The 18938-nt window shown below is 58.7% G+C and carries 17 protein-coding genes; 6 read left to right on the top strand and 11 right to left on the bottom strand.

Going from position 1 to position 18938, the window contains the following annotated elements:
• Positions 1-50: 50 nt before the first annotated feature.
• On the top strand, positions 51-1085 hold the full coding sequence (locus DMP06_RS03460; protein ID WP_123208351.1) for a glycosyltransferase family 2 protein: 1035 nt from the start codon (positions 51-53) through the stop codon (positions 1083-1085).
• Positions 1086-1155: 70 nt separating this feature from the next.
• Here DMP06_RS03460 and dinB read toward each other — a convergent pair whose 3' ends face one another.
• Positions 1156-2553, bottom strand: a complete 1398-nt coding sequence (gene dinB / locus DMP06_RS03455) for a DNA polymerase IV (protein WP_123208350.1) — start codon at positions 2551-2553, stop codon at positions 1156-1158.
• 241 nt (positions 2554-2794) lie between these two features.
• Here dinB and DMP06_RS03450 point away from each other — a divergent pair, with 241 nt between their 5' ends.
• The 4 genes from DMP06_RS03450 to DMP06_RS03435 all read left to right on the top strand — a co-directional run bounded on the left by DMP06_RS03450 (position 2795) and on the right by DMP06_RS03435 (position 6303).
• Positions 2795-3103 carry a hypothetical protein gene (locus DMP06_RS03450; RefSeq protein WP_148042485.1) on the top strand — a complete coding sequence of 103 codons (309 nt, stop codon included), beginning with the start codon at positions 2795-2797 and terminating at the stop codon, positions 3101-3103.
• A 374-nt stretch (positions 3104-3477) separates the two neighbouring features.
• The gene (locus tag DMP06_RS03445; RefSeq protein ID WP_123208348.1) at positions 3478-5475 is read left to right on the top strand and encodes an oxidoreductase; all 1998 of its coding nucleotides are present in this window, start codon (positions 3478-3480) and stop codon (positions 5473-5475) included.
• A 74-nt stretch (positions 5476-5549) separates the two neighbouring features.
• Entirely contained in the window at positions 5550-5774 is a 225-nt protein-coding gene (locus DMP06_RS03440; RefSeq protein ID WP_123208347.1) for a helix-turn-helix domain-containing protein, read from the top strand.
• 25 nt (positions 5775-5799) lie between these two features.
• Positions 5800-6303: a hypothetical protein gene (locus DMP06_RS03435; RefSeq protein WP_148042484.1), complete on the top strand. Its 504-nt coding sequence runs from the start codon at positions 5800-5802 to the stop codon at positions 6301-6303.
• Here the strand turns inward: DMP06_RS03435 and ftsY are convergent.
• The 5 genes from ftsY to rpmF all read right to left on the bottom strand — a co-directional run bounded on the left by ftsY (position 6300) and on the right by rpmF (position 13073).
• Positions 6300-7211 (bottom strand): signal recognition particle-docking protein FtsY, encoded by a 912-nt coding sequence (ftsY, locus tag DMP06_RS03430; RefSeq protein ID WP_123208345.1) that lies wholly within the window; start codon positions 7209-7211, stop codon positions 6300-6302. The two genes, DMP06_RS03435 and ftsY, sit on opposite strands and share 4 nt — an antisense overlap.
• An 86-nt stretch (positions 7212-7297) precedes the next feature.
• Complete coding sequence (smc, locus tag DMP06_RS03425) at positions 7298-10840, bottom strand: chromosome segregation protein SMC (protein ID WP_123208344.1); 3543 nt, start codon at positions 10838-10840, stop codon at positions 7298-7300.
• A 2-nt stretch (positions 10841-10842) separates the two neighbouring features.
• Positions 10843-11697: a ribonuclease III gene (gene rnc, locus DMP06_RS03420; protein WP_123208343.1), complete on the bottom strand. Its 855-nt coding sequence runs from the start codon at positions 11695-11697 to the stop codon at positions 10843-10845.
• Positions 11697-12692: a phosphate acyltransferase PlsX gene (plsX, locus tag DMP06_RS03415; protein WP_123208342.1), complete on the bottom strand. Its 996-nt coding sequence runs from the start codon at positions 12690-12692 to the stop codon at positions 11697-11699. The genes rnc and plsX overlap by 1 nt, the downstream gene beginning before the upstream one ends.
• Before the next feature lie 201 nt (positions 12693-12893).
• Positions 12894-13073, bottom strand: coding sequence for a 50S ribosomal protein L32 (gene rpmF, locus DMP06_RS03410; RefSeq protein ID WP_123208341.1), 180 nt, complete (start codon positions 13071-13073; stop codon positions 12894-12896).
• Positions 13074-13308: 235 nt separating this feature from the next.
• On the opposite strand from rpmF, the gene DMP06_RS03405 reads away from it, so the two are divergent.
• Positions 13309-14301, top strand: coding sequence for an MBL fold metallo-hydrolase (locus tag DMP06_RS03405; protein ID WP_123208340.1), 993 nt, complete (start codon positions 13309-13311; stop codon positions 14299-14301).
• A gap of 222 nt (positions 14302-14523) precedes the next feature.
• On the opposite strand, the gene DMP06_RS03400 is transcribed toward DMP06_RS03405, so the two are convergent.
• The 5 genes from DMP06_RS03400 to DMP06_RS03380 all read right to left on the bottom strand — a co-directional run bounded on the left by DMP06_RS03400 (position 14524) and on the right by DMP06_RS03380 (position 18928).
• Positions 14524-15075: a YceD family protein gene (locus tag DMP06_RS03400; RefSeq protein WP_123208339.1), complete on the bottom strand. Its 552-nt coding sequence runs from the start codon at positions 15073-15075 to the stop codon at positions 14524-14526.
• Positions 15075-15542: an ATP synthase subunit B family protein gene (locus tag DMP06_RS03395; RefSeq protein WP_123208338.1), complete on the bottom strand. Its 468-nt coding sequence runs from the start codon at positions 15540-15542 to the stop codon at positions 15075-15077. Before DMP06_RS03395 ends, DMP06_RS03400 begins: the two co-directional genes overlap by 1 nt.
• Positions 15543-15643: 101 nt before the next feature.
• Positions 15644-16138: a pantetheine-phosphate adenylyltransferase gene (gene coaD, locus DMP06_RS03390; protein ID WP_123208337.1), complete on the bottom strand. Its 495-nt coding sequence runs from the start codon at positions 16136-16138 to the stop codon at positions 15644-15646.
• A gap of 27 nt (positions 16139-16165) precedes the next feature.
• A complete protein-coding gene (gene rsmD, locus DMP06_RS03385) occupies positions 16166-16747 on the bottom strand; it encodes a 16S rRNA (guanine(966)-N(2))-methyltransferase RsmD (protein ID WP_123208336.1) in 582 nt (193 codons plus the stop codon).
• 12 nt (positions 16748-16759) lie between these two features.
• Positions 16760-18928 (bottom strand): ATP-dependent DNA helicase RecG, encoded by a 2169-nt coding sequence (locus tag DMP06_RS03380; protein ID WP_123208335.1) that lies wholly within the window; start codon positions 18926-18928, stop codon positions 16760-16762.
• Positions 18929-18938 lie beyond the last annotated feature (10 nt).

Here is an 18938-nt window from a genome sequence, read left to right as displayed (position 1 = left end):
GCCCAGGGAAGGCTTCGGATAAAGCGCGCTGTATGATGGGGTAGTACCGCATGAAAACCATCTCGTTTGCCATTCCTTGCTACAATTCTGCCGACTACATGGACAAATGCATCGAGTCCATCCTTGCCTGCGACCCGGATGGGAGGGGCGATATCGAAATCCTCATCGTGGACGACGGGTCGGTGAAAGACAACACCGCGCAAAAGGCAGATGAGTGGGAGCAGCGCCACCCGGGCGTTATTCGCGCCATTCATCAATCCAATAAGGGCCACGGCGGCGCAGTGAACACGGGGCTTGAGAATGCCACGGGCTTGTATTACAAAGTGGTCGATTCCGACGACTGGCTGGATGCCGATGCCATGCGCGAGATTATGGCCTATCTGCGTCGGCAGACCGAGCTCAAAGAGCCTACCGACCTGGTGGTTGCCAACTATGTGTATGAAAAGGTATACGAAGGCTCGCGCACGGTCATGCACTATCGCAACGTGTTTCCCGTTGGCAAAGAGTGCGGCTGGGAGGACACGCATCATTTCAATCAATCACAGTACCTGCTCATGCACTCGGTAATTTACCGTACCGAACTTTTGCGCGATTGCGGCCTCAAGCTGCCGGAACATACGTTCTACGTGGACAACATCTTCGTGTACGTGCCGCTGCCGTACGTACAGACGATCTACTACCTTGATGTTGATATGTATCGCTACTTCATCGGCCGCGAGGATCAGAGCGTAAACGAGCAGGTGATGTATTCGCGCCGCGACCAGCAGCTCAGGGTGACCCGCCATATGATCGATGCGGTCGATTTGCCTGATGCCGTTGAGTCCAGGCGTCTCGAGAAGTATATGGAGAACTACCTTTCCATGATGATGTGCATCTGCTCTATTTTTCTTCGCATGGAAAAGACGGAGGAAAACGAGCGCGATCGCGAGGAGATCTGGCAATACCTCGAGGAGCGCAATCCCGTGCTGTACAAGCGCGTCAAGCGCACGGCGCTCAACTGGGGCACCAATCTTCCTACCGAGGCGGGTCGTCAGCTGGGCCTTTTCGGCTACCGCATGGCACAAAAGATCTTCAAGTTCAACTAGCTTCGCCCAAGACAAAACCGCTTCTAAAGGCGCCTATTGGTCCATTTGCACGGATTGATGGGCGCTTTCATTACTTCCTATAATCCTCAGGGTTCTTGGCTGCGGTACCTGTGGTCTTGTCGCGTACTTTGAACTCGCGTCCGAAAAATACGGCGGCTTCACCGAAGCGGTCTTTCACTTTGTCTGTGGCTGCGGCGAGCTGCTTGCCTTGTTCGGGATCGATTGGGCGATCATCTGCGCCTTTAGACAGGACGGGCTTGGGCTTTGCTCCCGATTCGGCGGAACCTGATATTTCCCCTTCATCAAAGAGGGGATTGCTCGAATCTGACGCGTTGCTATCTTCGCTCGTATCGAACTGGGATGCGTCGAAAAGTGATTCCTGTACGACGCGCTCTTCATTGAAACCCGTCACCGAAACGCCAACAAGCCGTACCGCCATCCCCGGTCGCCAAAGCTCTCTAATCATGGCGTGCAGCAGGGGAATAAACACATGCTCATTGTTCTGGGGCGCTTCAAGGCGCTTTTGTACATTTCTGGTAGTGCGATCGGAGAAGCGCATTTTGAGGCCGAGCGTCCTTCCGGCGAGGCCCTTTCTTCGAAGCCTTCGACCCACTTTTGATGCCATCGTATCTACGGCAGCGGCGATTTGCTCGAATGTAGTGAGATCATCCGCCATGGTGATTTCGTTCGAGACCGATTTCACCTCGTCGTCCTGCTCCACCGCCGTCATGTCAAGCCCCAGGCAACGACGTCGCATCATCTCTGCGTTTTTACCATAGATGGATTTGAGGAGCGGTTCAGGCGCGTTGGCCATATCTCCCAGGGTTTTGATGCCGCGGCGCAGGAGCGCCTCTTCTGCCCGTGCGCCCACGCCTGACATGCGGCGAATAGGCAAAGGGGCTAAAAAGTCGGCCTCCCTGCCGGGGTATACGACGGTAAGCCCCCGCGGTTTGTCCATGTCAGAAGCAATTTTCGCGATTGTCTTGGAGGTGCCCACGCCGATGGAGCAGGTGACCCCAAGCTCCGCTACGCGCTTTTGGATGCGTTGAGCAATGAGCACGGGGTGTTCGGGATTGAGAGGGGTGGGGGACACGTCAAGAAAGGCCTCGTCAATGCTTACTTGCTGCAAATGAGGACTTTCGTCTTGCAGTATCGACATCACCTGTGCGGATACCGTGCGATAACGATCGAAGTGGCCGTGGGTCCAAATGGCTTGAGGGCAGAGCTTGCGTGCCATGGCGGCTGGCATGGCACTATGTACTCCATAGGTTCGCGCTTCGTAGCTGGCGGTGGAAACAACGCCGTGTTTATCGGCGTCTCCGCCCACAATGACCGGCTTACCGCGCCAGGCGGGATGGTCGAGCTGCTCGACCGAGGCAAAGAAGGCATCCAGATCAACAAGGAGAACCGCTGGGGCGTTCCATGCTCCGTATGCGGCTGTTTGGCCCCGACCTTGCTCCCCTTTCATCTCTCCCCTTCCGTTACGAATAAATGTTCGATTTTATAATTTTATCACATCAGGTCGTTGCAAACCAATACGCCAGCCTTCTTGTTCATCAAATTGGACATCGAAGAGTGAATTTCATGAAGCTTTACCGCAACGGATTAACAACGCAGTGCTCGCGCTTGAAGCCCATGCGCCTTTGTGTGGTACGGTATCCATCGACATGTTCGGCATCCAAAACGTGTATCGCATTGGGAGGATTTCGATGAAAGCCAACGCTAGCACCTGCCGCGGATTTGCACTGGCTGGTTTGATATGCGCCGCGGTGAGCTTGCTCATGGGAGGAGTTTTGCTTTCTGCGCTGGGCATTTTGCTCGCCTGGTATGGATATGCAAACTCCAAGAAGCTCCTCAAGGCTAATCCTCAAGATCTTCAAGCCGCCATTGCGTTTAAGCTTGCGCGTAATGCGATTGTCTTTGGCGCCATTGCCGCCGGATTGAATCTGATTACCGCGGTGTTTCTCTTTCCGTCGATGATGTCAGGGGTTTCCGCTTCATCGGCTCCGGCGTTCTAGTTGATTGATGCGATATGGCTACAAATTAGGATTGATTGCTTTTTCTTATACAAAGCTGATAATATATCTTATGTAAATTAAAAGAATTACGCATACATAAGAACCATCTTTTTGGGATTTATAAGTTCCCCTGTTTTGTTGCGTGTCCTCTTGGTTCGGCATGACACCTGGCTGGCTTATTGAATCGGTCGCACTGTCTAGATGTTCGCTGATTCAAAGCTTGGGCTGCCGTTCCTGCTATTCCTACGTTCATCCCAACAGTTTTACATTCCTGACCGGACTCAACTCTCCGCTTTGCACCACCCGTTGCTCCGTATCCTATAATGGCGCCGTGTTCAGTGTGCGCAGTACGACGAGCAACCGGAGGTGTTTCAATGAAGAACAACTTCAAGCACGTTTTCAGCTCCATCACCATCAATGGAATGACGCTTCCCAACCGCGTGGTTATGATGCCTATGGGCAGCGATTTCGCAGGTCACGACGGCGAGCTTTCGGATGAGCATATAAAATACTACGAGCTTCGCGCGCGTGGCGGCACCGGCTTGATCATCGTTGAAAACGTGTGCGTGAAATACCCCGAGGGATCCAATGGCACAACGCAGCTGCGCATCGATAAAGACTGCTATATTCCTCGTCTTTTCAACCTGACGGAGGCATGCCACAAGTATGGCGCCAAGGTTGGTGTTCAGATCAATCATGCGGGTGCCTCGGCAATGTCGTCTCGCATCGGCATGCAGCCCGTATCGGCATCCAGCCTTCCTTCAAAGCCCGGCGGTGAGATTCCTCGAGCCCTCGCCAAGGAAGAGCTTGTCAGCATAGCCAAAGATTACGGTGCGGCGGCTCGCCGTGCGGTGAATGCCGGCTTCGATATGGTCGAGATCCATGCCGGCCATTCCTATCTCATCAGTCAATTCCTCTCTCCCACCATGAACGATCGCACCGACGAATTCGGTGGATGCGCTGAAAACCGTGCTCGTTTCTGCCGCATGGTCATCGACGAGGTTCGAGCCGCGGTTGGTCCGCGCGTTCCCATTTCGCTGCGCTTGAGCGTTGATGAGCTTGTAGAAGGCGGGAATTCCGTTGATGACTGCATCGAGTACCTTCAGTATCTCAACGACGGCGTGGATATGTTCGATACTTCCGCGGCGCTCAACCCCACCATCCAATACCAGATCGATGCGAACTACCTAGAGGACGGTTGGCGTTCGTACATGGCCAAGGCCGTGCGCGATGCTTACCATAAGCCTACTGTAGCCATAGGAAATATCAGGAACCCCCAGGTTGCAGACGACATCATTGCGCGTGGCGATGCCGATTTGATCGGCATCGGCCGTGGTCTGATCGCCGATCCCGATTGGTGCAATAAGGCTCGATACGGCAACGTCGAGGACATCCGCAAATGCATCTCGTGCAACATCGGGTGTGTCGGCAATCGCATCGGAGGAAACAAGCCGTTGCGCTGCACGGTCAACCCCGACCTGATCAATGGCGAGGCATATAAGAAGCATAAGGTGCAAAAGCCCTGTAACGTTGTGGTGGTCGGCGCTGGAACCTCGGGCCTCGAGGCGGCCTGCACCGCCGCCGAGGTGGGCTGTACCGTAACATTGCTCGAGAAGCAGGACCATATCGGCGGGCTTTCTGTTGAGATTTCGGGAATTCCCGCCAAGCGCCGCCTAAACGACTTCCCTGCTTATCTCAAGCATCGGGCTGCCGGGTTGGACAATCTTGCCATCAAGACCGGCGTGGACGTCACGGTGGATATGATCAAATCGTACGATCCCGACCTTGTGGTCAACGCGACGGGATCTGAACCGCTTCTGCCGCCTATCGAGGGGCTGCATGATGCTCTCGCCTCCGATGCCCCCGTTTATAGCATCAAAGACCTCATGTCCGATATTCCAGCATTTGACGTAGACATGACCGGTAAGAAAGTTCTTGTCGTCGGCGGAGGCGCCGTAGGCCTCGACGTGGTAGAGTTCTGCGCTCCGCGCGGCGCCCAGGTGTCCATCGTGGAGATGGCCCCCGCTCTCGGCCGCGGTCTTGACGCCTCGACCACCGCAAGCATGAATGAGTGCATGGACAAATACGGCGTCGCCCAATACGTCAACACTTCGCTTCGCAAGGTGAACAGCGCTTCTGCGGTGGTCTTGCGTGATGACGCCGAGGAGGAGTTGCCGTTCGACCTCTGCTTCGTGTGCCTGGGCATGAAGTCTCATGCGCCGTTGTGGGATGCGATCGTTGAGGGCTTCGATGGAGAAGATGCCGAAGTCATCAATATCGGCGATTCTGTGCGCGCACGACGCATCATTGAAGGCACCGATGAGGGTCGCCATATGGTGCTCGCTGCGTTGGATAGGCTGGAATTTCTCTAGGCGGATTGCAAAAAGATACTTTGTGGTGAGTCATAGCCCTACAGCCTTAAGCGAGCCTCACGTATGCTCGGCTCATGATTGAGTTTGACAGCGAACAGACACGTCAACGCATAGGCACACGGATTAAAGACTTACGAGATGAACAGGGGTTATCGTTGCGTCGCCTGGCTTTTATGGTCGGGATGGATCATAGCTATCTCAGCATCATAGAAAAAGGCCAGGCGAATGCCACGATAACCTCGTATGTCAAAATCGCTATTGGGCTCGGCGTTGACCTGAAAGATCTTTTCGATATCTAGCGGCGACATCTAAGGAGTGATAGCGATGGCGCGCAGGCGGATTCTCCTTGACGTGCGGGTTATCAGGCCGCTTGTAACGCGCGAGCCCATAGATACGCAGGCATTGCTGCTCTTGCTGCTCTGCAGGATCGGCGAATTGAGCCCTTGGATCTGCTCGTCGCAGCTGTCGGTGCTTTTGGCCGCGGTGCGTAAAGGCGACGATGCATCGCATCCGCGAAAAAGCGCTGCGGTGTGCGGGATGATGGATTGCATTCATGTGGCGATGGCCGGCGAGGCGGATGTGCGCGCCGTATGTGCAGCGCAGAAAGAGGACCTCAATGAGGCGCTTTTACGGCATGCAGCGCACAGCCATCGGGCACTTGCGATTGTAGGCCCAAACGAGCCTGCCACCTCGACCCGAAACCGCACGGGGAATTGTTGCCCTGCAGGCGCTGAGGCGCATATGGACGTCGAGGTTCTCAGCGCTCGCGGGCTGTTCAATCTTTTGGAAAAGCGATACGCAGTTAGCTATGTGCTCGTAACGAGCTAGGCCTTCTCCCCCACCAATGCGCGCGCGAAATCATGCGCATCGAAATCGCGCAGATCCTCGATGCCTTCGCCCACTCCAATCTTGAGGATGGGGAGCTGCAGCTCATGGGACACCGCGAGCGCTATGCCGCCCTTGGCGGTGCCATCGAGCTTAGTGATGATCACTCCGTCGAGAGCGAGCGCATCGTTGAATACGCGCGCCTGTGAAAGGCCGTTTTGACCGGTGGTGGCGTCGATGACGAGCACGGTGAGAACCGGAGCCTTCGATCGTTTGCGCACAACGTCGCACACCTTGCGCAGCTCGCGCATCAGGTCATCGGAGGTATGAAGTCGGCCTGCCGTGTCCACCAGCACAAGATCCGCCGATTCCCTTTCGGCCACTTCGATGGTTTCGAAGCAAACGCTTGCAGGGTCACTGCCGCGCTCGCGCTCCACGATGGTGACGTCGCTGCGGCGTGCCCATTCCTCAAGCTGCTCGATGGCGGCGGCGCGGAACGTGTCAGCCGCGCCAAGCACCACAGTGGAGCCGTTTGCCTTGGCCTCGGCGGCGAGCTTGCCGGTGGTTGTGGTTTTTCCTGAGCCGTTAACGCCCACGAATAAGACGCACAGGGGGCGCGTGTCAAGCGGGTTTGCTTCGGGGGTGTAGAAGGTATCGGCGATGCGATCCTCGAGTTCGGAGAGCACGGCGGCTGCATCGGGAAGCGCTTTGCGCGTTGCGGCGTCACGAAGCTCCTCGACGATTTTCTCGGCGGCGCGGGCACCCATGTCGCTCAAGATCAGCGTTTCTTCGAGGTCGTCCCAGAAATCGTCGTCGACATCGGGGCCGGCTTTGAGCAGGACATTGAGCGATTCCTGCAGCTTCTCCCGGCTTTTTGCCAGTCCGGCTTTCATGCGCTCGAAAAACGCCATGGTCGAATCCTTTCATCGGGCGGCCATGCCAGCCGCCATACATCGAATAAGGCTCCAGCCTAAAAGCGCGGCGGAGCCTTATCATTTTACTGCTTGGAGTGCGGAAGCGCAGCCTCCAGACGCTGCGATACAACCTTCGTTACGCCGTCGGCCTGCATGGATACGCCGTACAGCACGTCCGACATCTCCATCGTACGACGTTGATGGGTAATCATGATGAGCTGCGTCTCATGGCGAAGCGTTTGCAGGTAGGCCACCAGGCGTCGCAGGTTGCTGTCGTCGAGCGCCGCCTCAACCTCGTCGAGGATGTAGAACGGGGTGCGACGAATGCGGTACACGGCGAAGAGCAAGGCGAGGGCCGTGAGCGACTTCTCGCCGCCGCTCATAAGCGTCATCTTTGCGATTTTCTTGCCGCGCGGCTGGGCGTTGATCTCGACGCCTAGAGCGTCCGAGTCTTCCTCCCCCACGAGCGCAAGGGATGCCGAACCGCCCGGAAACAGCGTGCCGAAGATCTCCTGGAAGTTGCGGTTCACCTGCTCGAAGGTGATATCGAACTGCTCCTTCATGCGCGCGTCAATGGCGGCCACGATGCGCTTGAGCGCGCGTCGGGCGGCTTCCATATCCTCCACCTGCGATGCCATGTAATCGAAGCGCTCCTTCGCGGCTTCGTATTCTTCGGCGGCCGAGGAATCGATGGTGCCCATGGAGGAGAGCTTGCGACGAAGCTTGAATGCCTCGCCTTCCGTCTGCGCGCGATCTTCCGGCGCCGGGGTGGTCAGCGCCGTTTCCAGCGGCACGCCGCACTGCTCGACAATGGTGGTGATGGCGGCTTCCACTTGAACCTCGAGGCGGCCTTTGGCCACGCGAACCTCCGAAAGCGTTGCCTGGGCTGCGTCGAGCGCCTCTTTGGCCTTCCGGGAACCGGCGCGCGCTTCGTTGATGGATTCATTAAGCGAGGCGGAATTGCTTTGCTCAAGCGCTGCCTTGCTCGCAAGATCCTCGACCCACACCTGGCAGGATTCCTTGAGGTCGAGCAGGACATCGCGCAGCGGCTTGATGCGCGAACGGGCCACCTCGAGCGTAGCTAGGTCGCGTTTTGCCCGTTCAAGCGATTTTTGGGCGCGCTCAAGATCGCGTTCGCGCTCACGATGCTCACGAGTGAGCGAAAGAACGCGCTCTTTCGCCGTGGCGTAGGAGAGCTTGACCTCGGAAAGGCGCGCGGTTGCTTCCTGCTCTTTCTCGTATGCCAAAGCGCGGTTGCCCGACACGGTGTTCATACGCTCTTCCAGGTCGGCACGCGAGGCGCGGGCCTGCTCGATGGCCTCACTCAATTGGGCGATCTGAGGTTCTACCTCGGCAAGCTCCTTATCGGTTTTGGCCAAGTCTGCTTCAATCTGAGCGAGCGTGGCCTCCAGGACGCCAACGCGCTTGGCAAGACGCTCGCGCTCCGCCTTCGCGCTCTCATTCGCGCCTTTGCGTTGGGCATGGGTTTGCGAGAGCTCCAGACTCATAGCGCGCTTTCGCTCAAGCTCGCCCTCGAGCGACTCGAGCGAAGATTGAGATGAAGAGAGCGCTTCGGCCGCACGGGCGTCCTTTTCGCGCAATTCGGCCAAGGAGCGCTCGCGCGCCAGTACTCCGTTGTCGGACGAAGAGCCTGAATGAATCGCAATCTTAGCGCCAGGCCACACGATGGTGCCGTCTGCGCAGGCAAAGCGCACCCGTTCAGACGTCTGCGCTGCGCGCGAAAGCGCCTCGTCGAGCGAATCGACGAGTATGACGTCGCCCAAAATGGCTTCGAGTGTGCCCGCAAGGCAATCGGGATAGGTGAGCCTGTCAATCAGGCGCACTCCCCCGCCGCTATACGGATGCGCTGATTGCCTCTCGTTGGCCACGAGAATAGCGGCATCGCCCTTGGCGTCAGAGGCAATCAGGCCTTCCGCGACGCGGCGGGCGCCCTGATCGTCCTGCGCATAGAAGCTTGCGAGGTCCTCGCCTATCAATAGCTCAACGAGGCGCTCGAGCTCTTCAGGAGCCTGCACTTCGGCAGCAAGCGGCTTCATGGATGCCTCGATGACGCGCGCATGTTCGGAAACCCAGGCAGAGGCTTCGTTTTTCGAACGCATGCTGCGATTGACCTCTTCGAGCGCGGTAATCTGGCCCTCAATGCGCTGTTTCTCGCGTCTTGCCTGGTCGAGCGACGCACGCGCTTGCGTAACCGCTTGTTGGGCGGCGGTCACTTCTTCGGCTGCGATGCGGCTCTTCTCGAGCAGCTCGGCGAGCTCGCGCGCTTCTTCGTCGAGGCCGCGGCAGCGCTCATCGAGGCTCTGCTTGGTTTGCTCGAGTTCGCTAGCCGTTTCCTTTTTCTTCGATTCGAGGAGGCGTTTGGTGCTTATGCGGCCCGAGAGGCTGTCTTGCAGCTTCGAGCGGCGCGCGGTGGCTTCGTCCATCTCGCGTTCGCGCAAGCGCAGCAGCGCCTGGATGTCGGAAAGCTCGCTATCGCAGGACTTGCGCGCCTGCGATGCTTCAGCAAGCTCGATTTCAAGCGTTTTAACCTGCTCTTCGAGCGCGTCGCGAGAGGCGATCTGCCCATCGAGGCGCTCCTTGAGCTGCGTGGATTCATCTTCAAGGGTTTGGATACGTCGAGCGCTTCCGGAAGACGTGTTCTCCGCCGATTCCAAGCGCGCATACACCGAGCGCGATTTCTCGGCGAGAATCATGACGGTTGACTCCAGGCGCTCGGCATCCATGTGAAACCTGCCCCGCTGCGCGGTCAGATCGCCCACATAGAGGCCTTTTTCCTGCAGCAAGAGCTGAAGCTTTTCCAGGCGCTGCTCGGCTTCTTTGACGCGGAACTGCTCGACATCGATAGCGGCGGCAGCCTCGCGCTCAGAGGCCAGGGTGGCGTCCCATTGCGCCTGCAGGGTGCGGAGGTCGTCAACCGCAAGCACCAGGTCGAGGCGTGCGAGCTCGTCGGCGATGCCCTGGTATGCTTGGGCGCGCTGCGCCTTGCGCGCGAGAGGCTTCAGCTGGCGCTCCGCCTCGGCGCATACGTCTTTAACGCGCGCCAGATGCTCATCCATGGCGGCAAGCTTGCGCGCGGAGCGATCCTTGCGCTGCTTATGCTTGAGCACGCCCGCCGCCTCTTCTATGAGCGTGCGGCGATCCTCCGGCTTGCTGGCGAGGATGGCATCCAGATTGCCCTGGCTGATGATGGAGTGCGTGCCCGTGCCGAGGCCCGTGTCATGAAGGATATCCATGAAGTCCATGCGTCGAGCGGGCGAACCGTTGATAAGGTATTCGCTCTCGCCGCTGCGATACATGCGGCGCGTAAGCGCCACCTCGTCGTAGTCGATGGGAAGCGTGCCGTCGGAATTATCCAGCACAAGATCGACCTCGGCGACACCGAGGCTTTTGCGCGCGGAGGAGCCGGCGAAAATGACGTCCTCCATCGCCTGGCCGCGCAGGTTTTTGGCGTTACGCTCGCCGAGCACCCAAAGCACCGCGTCGGAGATATTCGATTTGCCGGATCCGTTGGGGCCTACAACCGATGTGATGCCAGGCTCGAGCGAGAGAACCGATCGATCGGCGAATGATTTGAAGCCTTTGAGAACGAGCGATTTGAGGTACATCGCTACCCCTGGGCCTTGCGCGCGGCCTTCTCTGCGGCCTTGGCTTCGGCACGGGCCTGTGCCTGCGCCTCTTTTTCGGCCTTGGCCTGCGCCCTTGCTTCGGCCTTGGCACGGTTCTTTTCGGCCTTCGCCTTGGCTTTGGCATCTTTATCGGTGCCGAAATCGAACTTGTCGAGCGCGGCCTTCGCAGCCTGGCTCTCGGCCTCCTTCTTGGTGCGGCCCATGCCGCTTGCGAGCGCCTTCATGCCGGCGAACACCTGAGAGATGAACGTGCGGTCATGCGGGGGGCCTTGCGTTTCCACGAGTTTGTACGTAGGCGTGATGCCCTCTTCTTGGAGCTTCTCCTGCAGAGCGCTCTTGGGGTTTTCGGGCTCTTTAGCCATATCGAGCGACATCTTTGGGATGAGCGTGCGACTCACGAACGCCTGAGCGGCCTCTATGCCGGAATCCAAGAACAGGGCTGCAACAACTGCTTCGTAGACGTTTTCAAGTGCGGAATGCAGGCCGCGTCGTCCCGTGCCGCGCTCGGAGGAGCCGAACACGATCACATCGGCGAACCCGAGCCTTTCTGCCACGCTGGCCAGGCTCGTGCCCGACACGAGGGCGACCTTGATGCGCGTAAGCCCTCCCTCGTCGAGCTCGGGATAGGCATGAAATGCCTCGTTTGCCACGATGGCGCCCAGGATGCTGTCGCCTAGAAACTCCAGGCGCTCATAGCTGAATTTAACTGGCTTGCCCTCGGTGGCGGAGGGATGCGTGATGGCCGCAAGGAGGATAGAAGGGTTTTCGAAGCGATACTCCAGGATGTCTTGCGCCCTTGCGAGCTTTTTCTTTCGTTCTTCTGCGATATCGCTCATTATTTGGTCACCGCTTCCGCAATAAGGTCGGTCACGCGATTGCGCACGACGCTGGCGGTTGCATGGACGCCGTTCTTGATGGCTGCGGGATTGCTGGAGCCGTGCCCCACCAAGCACGCGCCCTTAACGCCCAAAAGGGGTGCGCCGCCGTAGGTGTCGGCGCTCACACGCGCCTTCAGGTCGCTTAAGCCCCCCTTGAGCGCAAGCGCTCCGAGCTTGCTGGTGAACGACCCCATCATCACATCTTTTAACGCCCCGAACAGCGTCTTGGAGGTGCCTTCGATGGTCTTGAGCACCACGTTGCCCGTAAAGCCGTCGGTCACGATAACGTCGAAGTTCGCAGGAAGAATGTCGTTGCCTTCGGCGTTGCCGGCGAAGTTGGGCACCTTCTCCTTCATGAGCGCGAAGGTCTGCTGGGCGAACTGCGAGCCCTTGGTGTCTTCGGAGCCGATGTTGAGCAGGCCCACGCGGGGGTTTTCGATGCCCACGATCTTCTCCGCGTAGATGGATGCCATCTGGGCGAATTGCACGAGGTACTCAGGCTTGCAATCGGCATTTGCGCCGATGTCGGACATGACCACGGGCGCTGCAGGGGACGGGATCACGCTGCAGAGAGCCGGGCGCGACACGCCTTTGATGCGGCCTACAACAAGCGTAGCGGCTGCAAGGCAGGCGCCGGTGGATCCGGCGGAGAAGAAGCCCTGGGCCGCGCCTTCCTTGACCAGGCGGCAGCCCACAACGATGGAAGAATCCTTCTTCTTGCGCACGGCCTCTGCAGGATGCTCGTCCATGGCGATGACCTCAGAGGCGGCCTGCGCGGTGCAGCGAGCGTGAGATGCTGCGAACGGCTCCACGATATCGGCCGGGCCTACCAGCACGACCTCGAGATTCTGGTCTTCTTCGAGCGCCGCCGCGACGCCTTCCAGCACGACGGAAGGCGCGTTGTCGCCGCCCATTGCGTCGACGGCTACGATAACATGCTCGGAATTGGACATGCTGTTCCTTTCCAACTAAAGGGCCCTCCGCATATGCGGGGACAGTAGGTTCGCTTCTTACGATACCGCAGGTAACGTGGCGTCACGCGATTCGAGAGTGGTTGTCATCGAATCGCAACCTCATTGCGCAACTGCCTCCGTATACACGAATTGCCGACTCGAAAGCCGGCAATATTCGTTCATTCCGTTGGGGCGAGGAAGCTATTCGGTCTCCAGGACCTCACGCTTGCCGTAGTAGCCGCAATTGCCGCAAACGCGGTGAGGAAGCTTAACCTCGCCGCACTGGGGGCAAATGGAACGGGCGGGAGCAGCGATGATGCTGTTCGCGCTACGGCGGGAATGAGTGCGGGCACGACCGGTCTTACGCTTAGGCACTGCCATGGTTATCCATCTCCTTTAATCCACTCGGCCCAGCTGATAAGGCCGAAACGGTTGATTGCCAAAAATCAGACGAACGGGAATGATACCAAAGCATGCTGTCCCATGCAAGAACTTAATCCGAGTTCACATGTAATTTTAGTGCCCTCTGGCGGGAAATCCCCATTCGCGCGGTTGATTACTTTACTGTATCAGGTGAACATTAGTAACCAAGTTAGTCACTTAACAAGGAATCGCCATGTCTGAATCCCCCTTGCCTATTGAGGTCATGAAAGGCGTGTACCTGATCAAGGTCCCGCTGCCCAATAATCCGCTCAAGGCGCTCAATTCTTACCTGATCCAAGACGACATCAGACCGCTTCTGGTGGACGTAGGCTTTTCGTTGCCCGAATGCGAGCAGGCGCTAAGCGATGCCCTTGCGCACTTCGGCCTGGCCTTTGACGACGTTGACCTGCTGTTCACCCATAGCCACCCCGACCACACGGGTTGCCTCGAGCGCATCTACAGCGAAGAGATGAGCATATTCGCCCACATGCACTCCTTCATCGAGGTGAACACGCGTCAGGAGATGCAGCGGCGCACCTACCTGCCTATCGTGGATGCCATCTATGACGACGCTCAGAGCCGTCGCCAGCACCCCAATCGTCAATCCCTCTCCAGCGAGCTTATACCGCTTAAGGAAGACTATCCTCTTATATACATCAAAGAGGACGACGTCATCGAGCGCGGAGGCTATCGATTCCGCGTGATTGAGACGCCGGGCCATGACTCCACCCATATCTGTCTCTATGACGAGAGGCGTCGCCTCTTTATCTCGGGCGACCATGTGCTCGAGCGCATCACGCCCAATATTTCGTCGTTCTTCCTCGAAACCGACGAGCTGCAGGATTTTCTTGATAGCCTTGACAAGGTGCGCGACCTCGACGTGGATCTGGTGCTTCCGGGGCATGGCGAAGTCTTCACCCAGCTCGCTCGCCGCGTCGACCAGCTTAAGGCGCATCATTTCGAACGCCTGGCTGAAATGGAGGATCTCGTACGCGCAGGGCATCGAGATCTGATCGCGATCACCTCAAATGCGCATTGGAAGTATCCCAACTGGCACTCGTGGGCCGTTGAGCAGAAATTCTTCTCATTGGGCGAGACGCTTGCCCACCTTGTGCATGCCGTGCATATGGGCTCGCTTCGCATGACCATCGAAGGCATCGCCGTCGAGTTCGATCTGGCGGATTAGCCAAGCGCCGGCCGAATGTCGAACTATTACGTCGTCGTGACGCCGTCGCTTTTCCGTCTGGTTGGACACGAATGCCTCCGCAAAGCCCCCTGTTCGAGCATGCCGTGATGTAAGCGGCCGCCTGAGCCAAGAGAAATCCAATATAAGCAAAATGCCCTCATGATGAGGGCATTTATATTGTTTGGGCAACTAATGTATACAGCGTAAAAACCGAAGCGGGGCTTAATCCAGCTTCAGGCCCTTCAGGGCGGCAAAAGGATTGTTCGGATTGATGCCGTCATCCTCGTCAGACGCATCGGGCACGCAATCGCACGGCCCCTCATTGAGGTTGGCGCCACAGGTAGGGCATATGCCCTTGCAATCTTCGCGGCACAACGGAATCAGAGGAAGCTCAACGTAGACGGCAGCAAGAATGAGCGGCTCGAGGTCGAGCTTGTTATCCTCGGGGAGAACGTCGAATTCGTCCTCCTCCATGTCGTCGGGGGCCTCCCCTTCTCCTTCGATCAGGAAATAGCCTTCGATTTCGCCCTCTACGTCGAAGGTGGCGTCTTCCAAGCAGCGTGCGCACGCAGTGGTGACCTGGCCCTTTACCGTTCCGCTTACCAGCAAGGCGCCGCCCACGTTGGTGATGGAGGCATTCCAGCTAAGGGGACGTGCGGCACGGTACTCGTCGGGGCCGAACTCGAAAGATGAAATAGCCAATTCTCCTGCATACGAAGAGCTCTCCGCGGGTGCGAAGAGCTCGGCAGGAATCTCGATGACAAGCGAATCCATTAGCGACCGATGCCCTGGTTGTTAAGGCGATCGCGGCAGCGACGCACGCTCGTGATGAGCGTGTCGAGGCTCTGCTCCACATGCCCGAACACCTCGTCGGCATAATCCTCGGCGCCAGCGCGGGTCTGACGTTCGAGCTCGCGCGCGTCGGCCATGATGGTATCGGCCTGCTGCTGCGCGATGCGCACGATCTCCTGCTCGCTGGCGATGGTCATCGCCTGGCTGCGGGCATCTTCAATCAAGCGAGAGCTTTCCGCTTCGGCGTCGTCGAGCAGGCTCTGGCGCTCGCGAACAATCTGACGCGCCTGGGCGAATTCGCCCGGGAACACGTCGCGAATCTCATCCAGGATTTCGAAAGCAGCCGCGATATCGACTTGGCGGAGATTGCTCTTGCCGAACACCGGCTTGGATTCCTCGAGAAGAATAGTGAGCTCCTCGACGAGTCCGAGAACTCCAGTTTCGTCCATTTCGTCCCTTTCGTAGTGCTGTCTAACAGCAAGCGTACCGGGGCATTATGTGCCCGTTATCCTCAAAAGCGTTGCAACGTACGATAATACGCGCAGTATCCCTATAGTTTATCACGAAAGCGCTGCTTCAATGCTTTTTCCACACCATCAGGCACAAGGTCGGATACATTGCCGTCGAAAGAGGAAATCTCGCGCACGATCGAGCTGGAAAGATACATGTATTCAGGGGGAGACATGATGAACATGGTCTCGATATTCTTGTTCAGGCGATAGTTGGCCGCCGTCATCTGGAACTCGTACTCGAAGTCGGTGATGGCGCGCAAGCCCTTGACTACCACGTTGGCGCCGATCTGCTCGGCGAAATGCACCAGAAGGTCGTTGAAGCACATGACGGTCACATTGTCCAGGTGCGCGGTGGCGTCGCGGGCGAACTGCACGCGCTCCTCGAGCGAGAACAGAGGGCCCTTGGGGCCCTTGCCCACCGATGCGGCCACGCCGACCACGACCTCGTCGAAGATCTGCGAGGCTCGGGTGATTACGTCCAGATGGCCGTTGGTTATGGGGTCGAAAGTGCCGGGCACCAATGCTTTCTTCATGAGAGTTCCCTCCTTGTGCGGGCTGAGCTAATCGACTGCGAAGCCAAGCAGGTCGATGACGGTGCCACCGAAGCGTTTGCTGGCGATGATCTTCATGTCAAGGGCGTTTTTACCCAAAGAAGGCATTATAGCGGTCGACGCATCGTGTTCATAGCTGACCACGGCATTTGCCGAGAGACGGCCTTTTTCGGCAAGCGTCTGCACGAGGGCGAGCACATCGGCAGCGTCGTAGGCGTAGGGCGGGTCCAGGAACACGATGTCGAAAGGGACAGCGCCGAACAAAGGCGGGTTCTTCATCACGTCGGCCCTGAACACGCGAGCGCGTTCAGGGGGAATGTTCAGCGCGGCGATATTGGCCCTGAGCGCCTCAAGCGCGGCTTTATCCCTCTCGAAGAACTGCGCGCTCGACGCCCCGCGCGAAAGGCATTCGATTCCAAGCGCTCCGCTTCCGGCGAACGCGTCAAGCACGCAGGCGCCCTCAAGGCTGCCGTATGCGCTGACGAGCGAGCTCATCAGCGTCTCTTTCACGCGATCTGTGGTAGGGCGGGTTCCGCTGCCTTTGGGCGCCTTAAGCGGTCGTCCGCGGTAGATTCCCGAAATAACCCTCATCAGTCATCCTCCCTATCGCGCCTTACGCGCGCCTGTCTCGGCAGCTAGAAACATCGCATCTGATTCGTGGTAAAGGGCGCGTGCCTCGTCGGTGGCGCCGAGCGGGTCGCGCTCGATGATGGCGCGCGCGTCCTGGTGGGCGGCCTCGATGATGGCTGCATCGCGTACCACGTTGACGAGCTTAAGCGCAGAAGCGCCGTGCTGCCTGTTGCCCAGGATATCGCCCTCGCGGCGCAGCGACAGGTCGTATTCCGCAAGCTCGAAACCGTCATCGGTCTTCTCCATGGCGGAAAGACGAGCAAGAGCCTCCTCGTTCGAGGTCGCCGCAATCAGGTACACCTCGCCGGCGAGCTCCCCGCGCCCAACGCGGCCGCGGAGCTGATGGAGCTGCGAGAGGCCAAAGCGATCGGCGTCTTCTACGATCATAACGGTGGCGCGCGGTACGTCCACGCCCACCTCTATGACCGTGGTGCTCACCAGAACGTCGATGCGCCCTGCGCGGAACTCATCCATGACGCGCCGCTTCTCCTCGGCCTTCATGCGACCGTGCAAAAGCCCCACTTTGTAGGCGGAAAAGGTCTTGGCCTGCAAGAAAGCCGCCTCCGCTTCGGCCGCTCTGGCGTTATCGCCCACCATGTCGGCATCGGACTCGATAAACGGCTCATCCCGTTCCTCGTCCTGAGCATCGGCGTGAGCGCGCTTCTCGGCCGCGGGCTTTTTCTCGCCCACAAGCGGGCACACCACATACGCCTGCTCGCCGCGCTCGCAGGCTGCAAGAGCGGCGTCGTAGGCGCGGCCTCGCTCTCTGAAGCCCAGAACGCGCGTGGTGCGCGGCGGACGATCGAACGGAACCTGACGCAGGTACGATTGCGTCATGGATCCGTACAGGGCGAGCGCGAGGGAACGAGGAATGGGGGTTGCCGTCATGAGAAGCACGTCGGCCCCCCTCCCCTTTTCGGCAAGCTTTGCGCGCTGGTCGACGCCAAAGCGCTGCTCTTCGTCCACGATGACGAGCGAGCAGTTCTTGCATGTCACGGAATCCTCCAGCAAAGCGTGCGTGCCGAAAGCCACCGATAGGGCGCCCGACGCGAGGGCCGCGCACGCGTCATCGCGCTCGGCTTGAGGCGTCGACCCCGTGATCAGCGCCCATGGCACGCCGGCGGCGTCGAGCAGCGGACCGAGCGAGGCGGCATACTGGGCAGCAAGAACCTCCGTGGGGCCCATCATGAGCGCCTGCGATCCGCTGTCAGCTGCCACGGCCAACGCGTGGGCCGCAACGATGGTCTTGCCGGTGCCCACATCGCCAAGCAGCATATGCTCCATGCGCTCGGGCGCCGCCATGCGCTTGAGAATATCGTCCACGGATCGACACTGGTCGTCGGTCAGGGCGAACGGCACCGCTTTTCGAAGCTTTTCCAGATGCGCGCCGTTAATCACATGCTCGTGCGCAGGCGCCCCCGACGATTCCTGCGCAGATTCGCGCATGAGATGAAGCTCCAGGAGCAGCACCTCCTCGTAGGCAAGTCGTCTGCGTGCTGCAGCGGCCTCTTCCAAGGAGGAGGGGAAATGAACCGCGTGCAGCGCCGCATTGCGTGAAATAAGGCGATATTTGGTGCGCAGCTCAAGGGGCAGCGGGTCGTACGATGGCGTGGCGATATCCAGGGCGTTGGCGACAAGGCGTCGCATCTGGCCCACCGGGACCTTTTCGGATGCGCCGTGCACGGGTATCACGCGACCGTGGGCGGCCTCGTCGATATCCAATTTGTCGAGAAACGGAACGGTCATGCGTTTGAAGCCGTAGTTGAACTCCACCTCGCCTGCAACGCTCACGCGAGTGCCCGGCGTGAGTGTCTTGGCTAGCCACGGCTGCCGAAAGAACGTTGCGATGAGCGTTCCCGTGCCATCAACGAGCGTCACCTCGGTAAGGTCGAGCTTCGGTTTGGGACGCTTCACCACGGCCTCGTGCACGGTGGCAACAATGGTGGCGTTCTCGCCGATACGGGCTTGGGCGATGGTGGTCAGGCGCGACATGTCCAGATAGCGCCTCGGATAGTGCGAAAGAAGGTCGCGAACCGTATGGATTCCCATAGACGACAAAGCCGCCGCCCTCGCCGAACTGACCCCCGCAACAGCGGCTACGGGGGCGTCAAAGCTAAGGGTGGCGGCCAGACGGTCGGTCATGATGAACGCC

The sequence above is a fragment of the Slackia equolifaciens genome (assembly GCF_003725995.1).
GTDB classification, from domain to species: domain Bacteria; phylum Actinomycetota; class Coriobacteriia; order Coriobacteriales; family Eggerthellaceae; genus Slackia; species Slackia equolifaciens.
The sequence above is the reverse complement of the archived record's forward strand: the minus strand, read 5'-3'. Positions and strand labels throughout refer to the sequence as shown.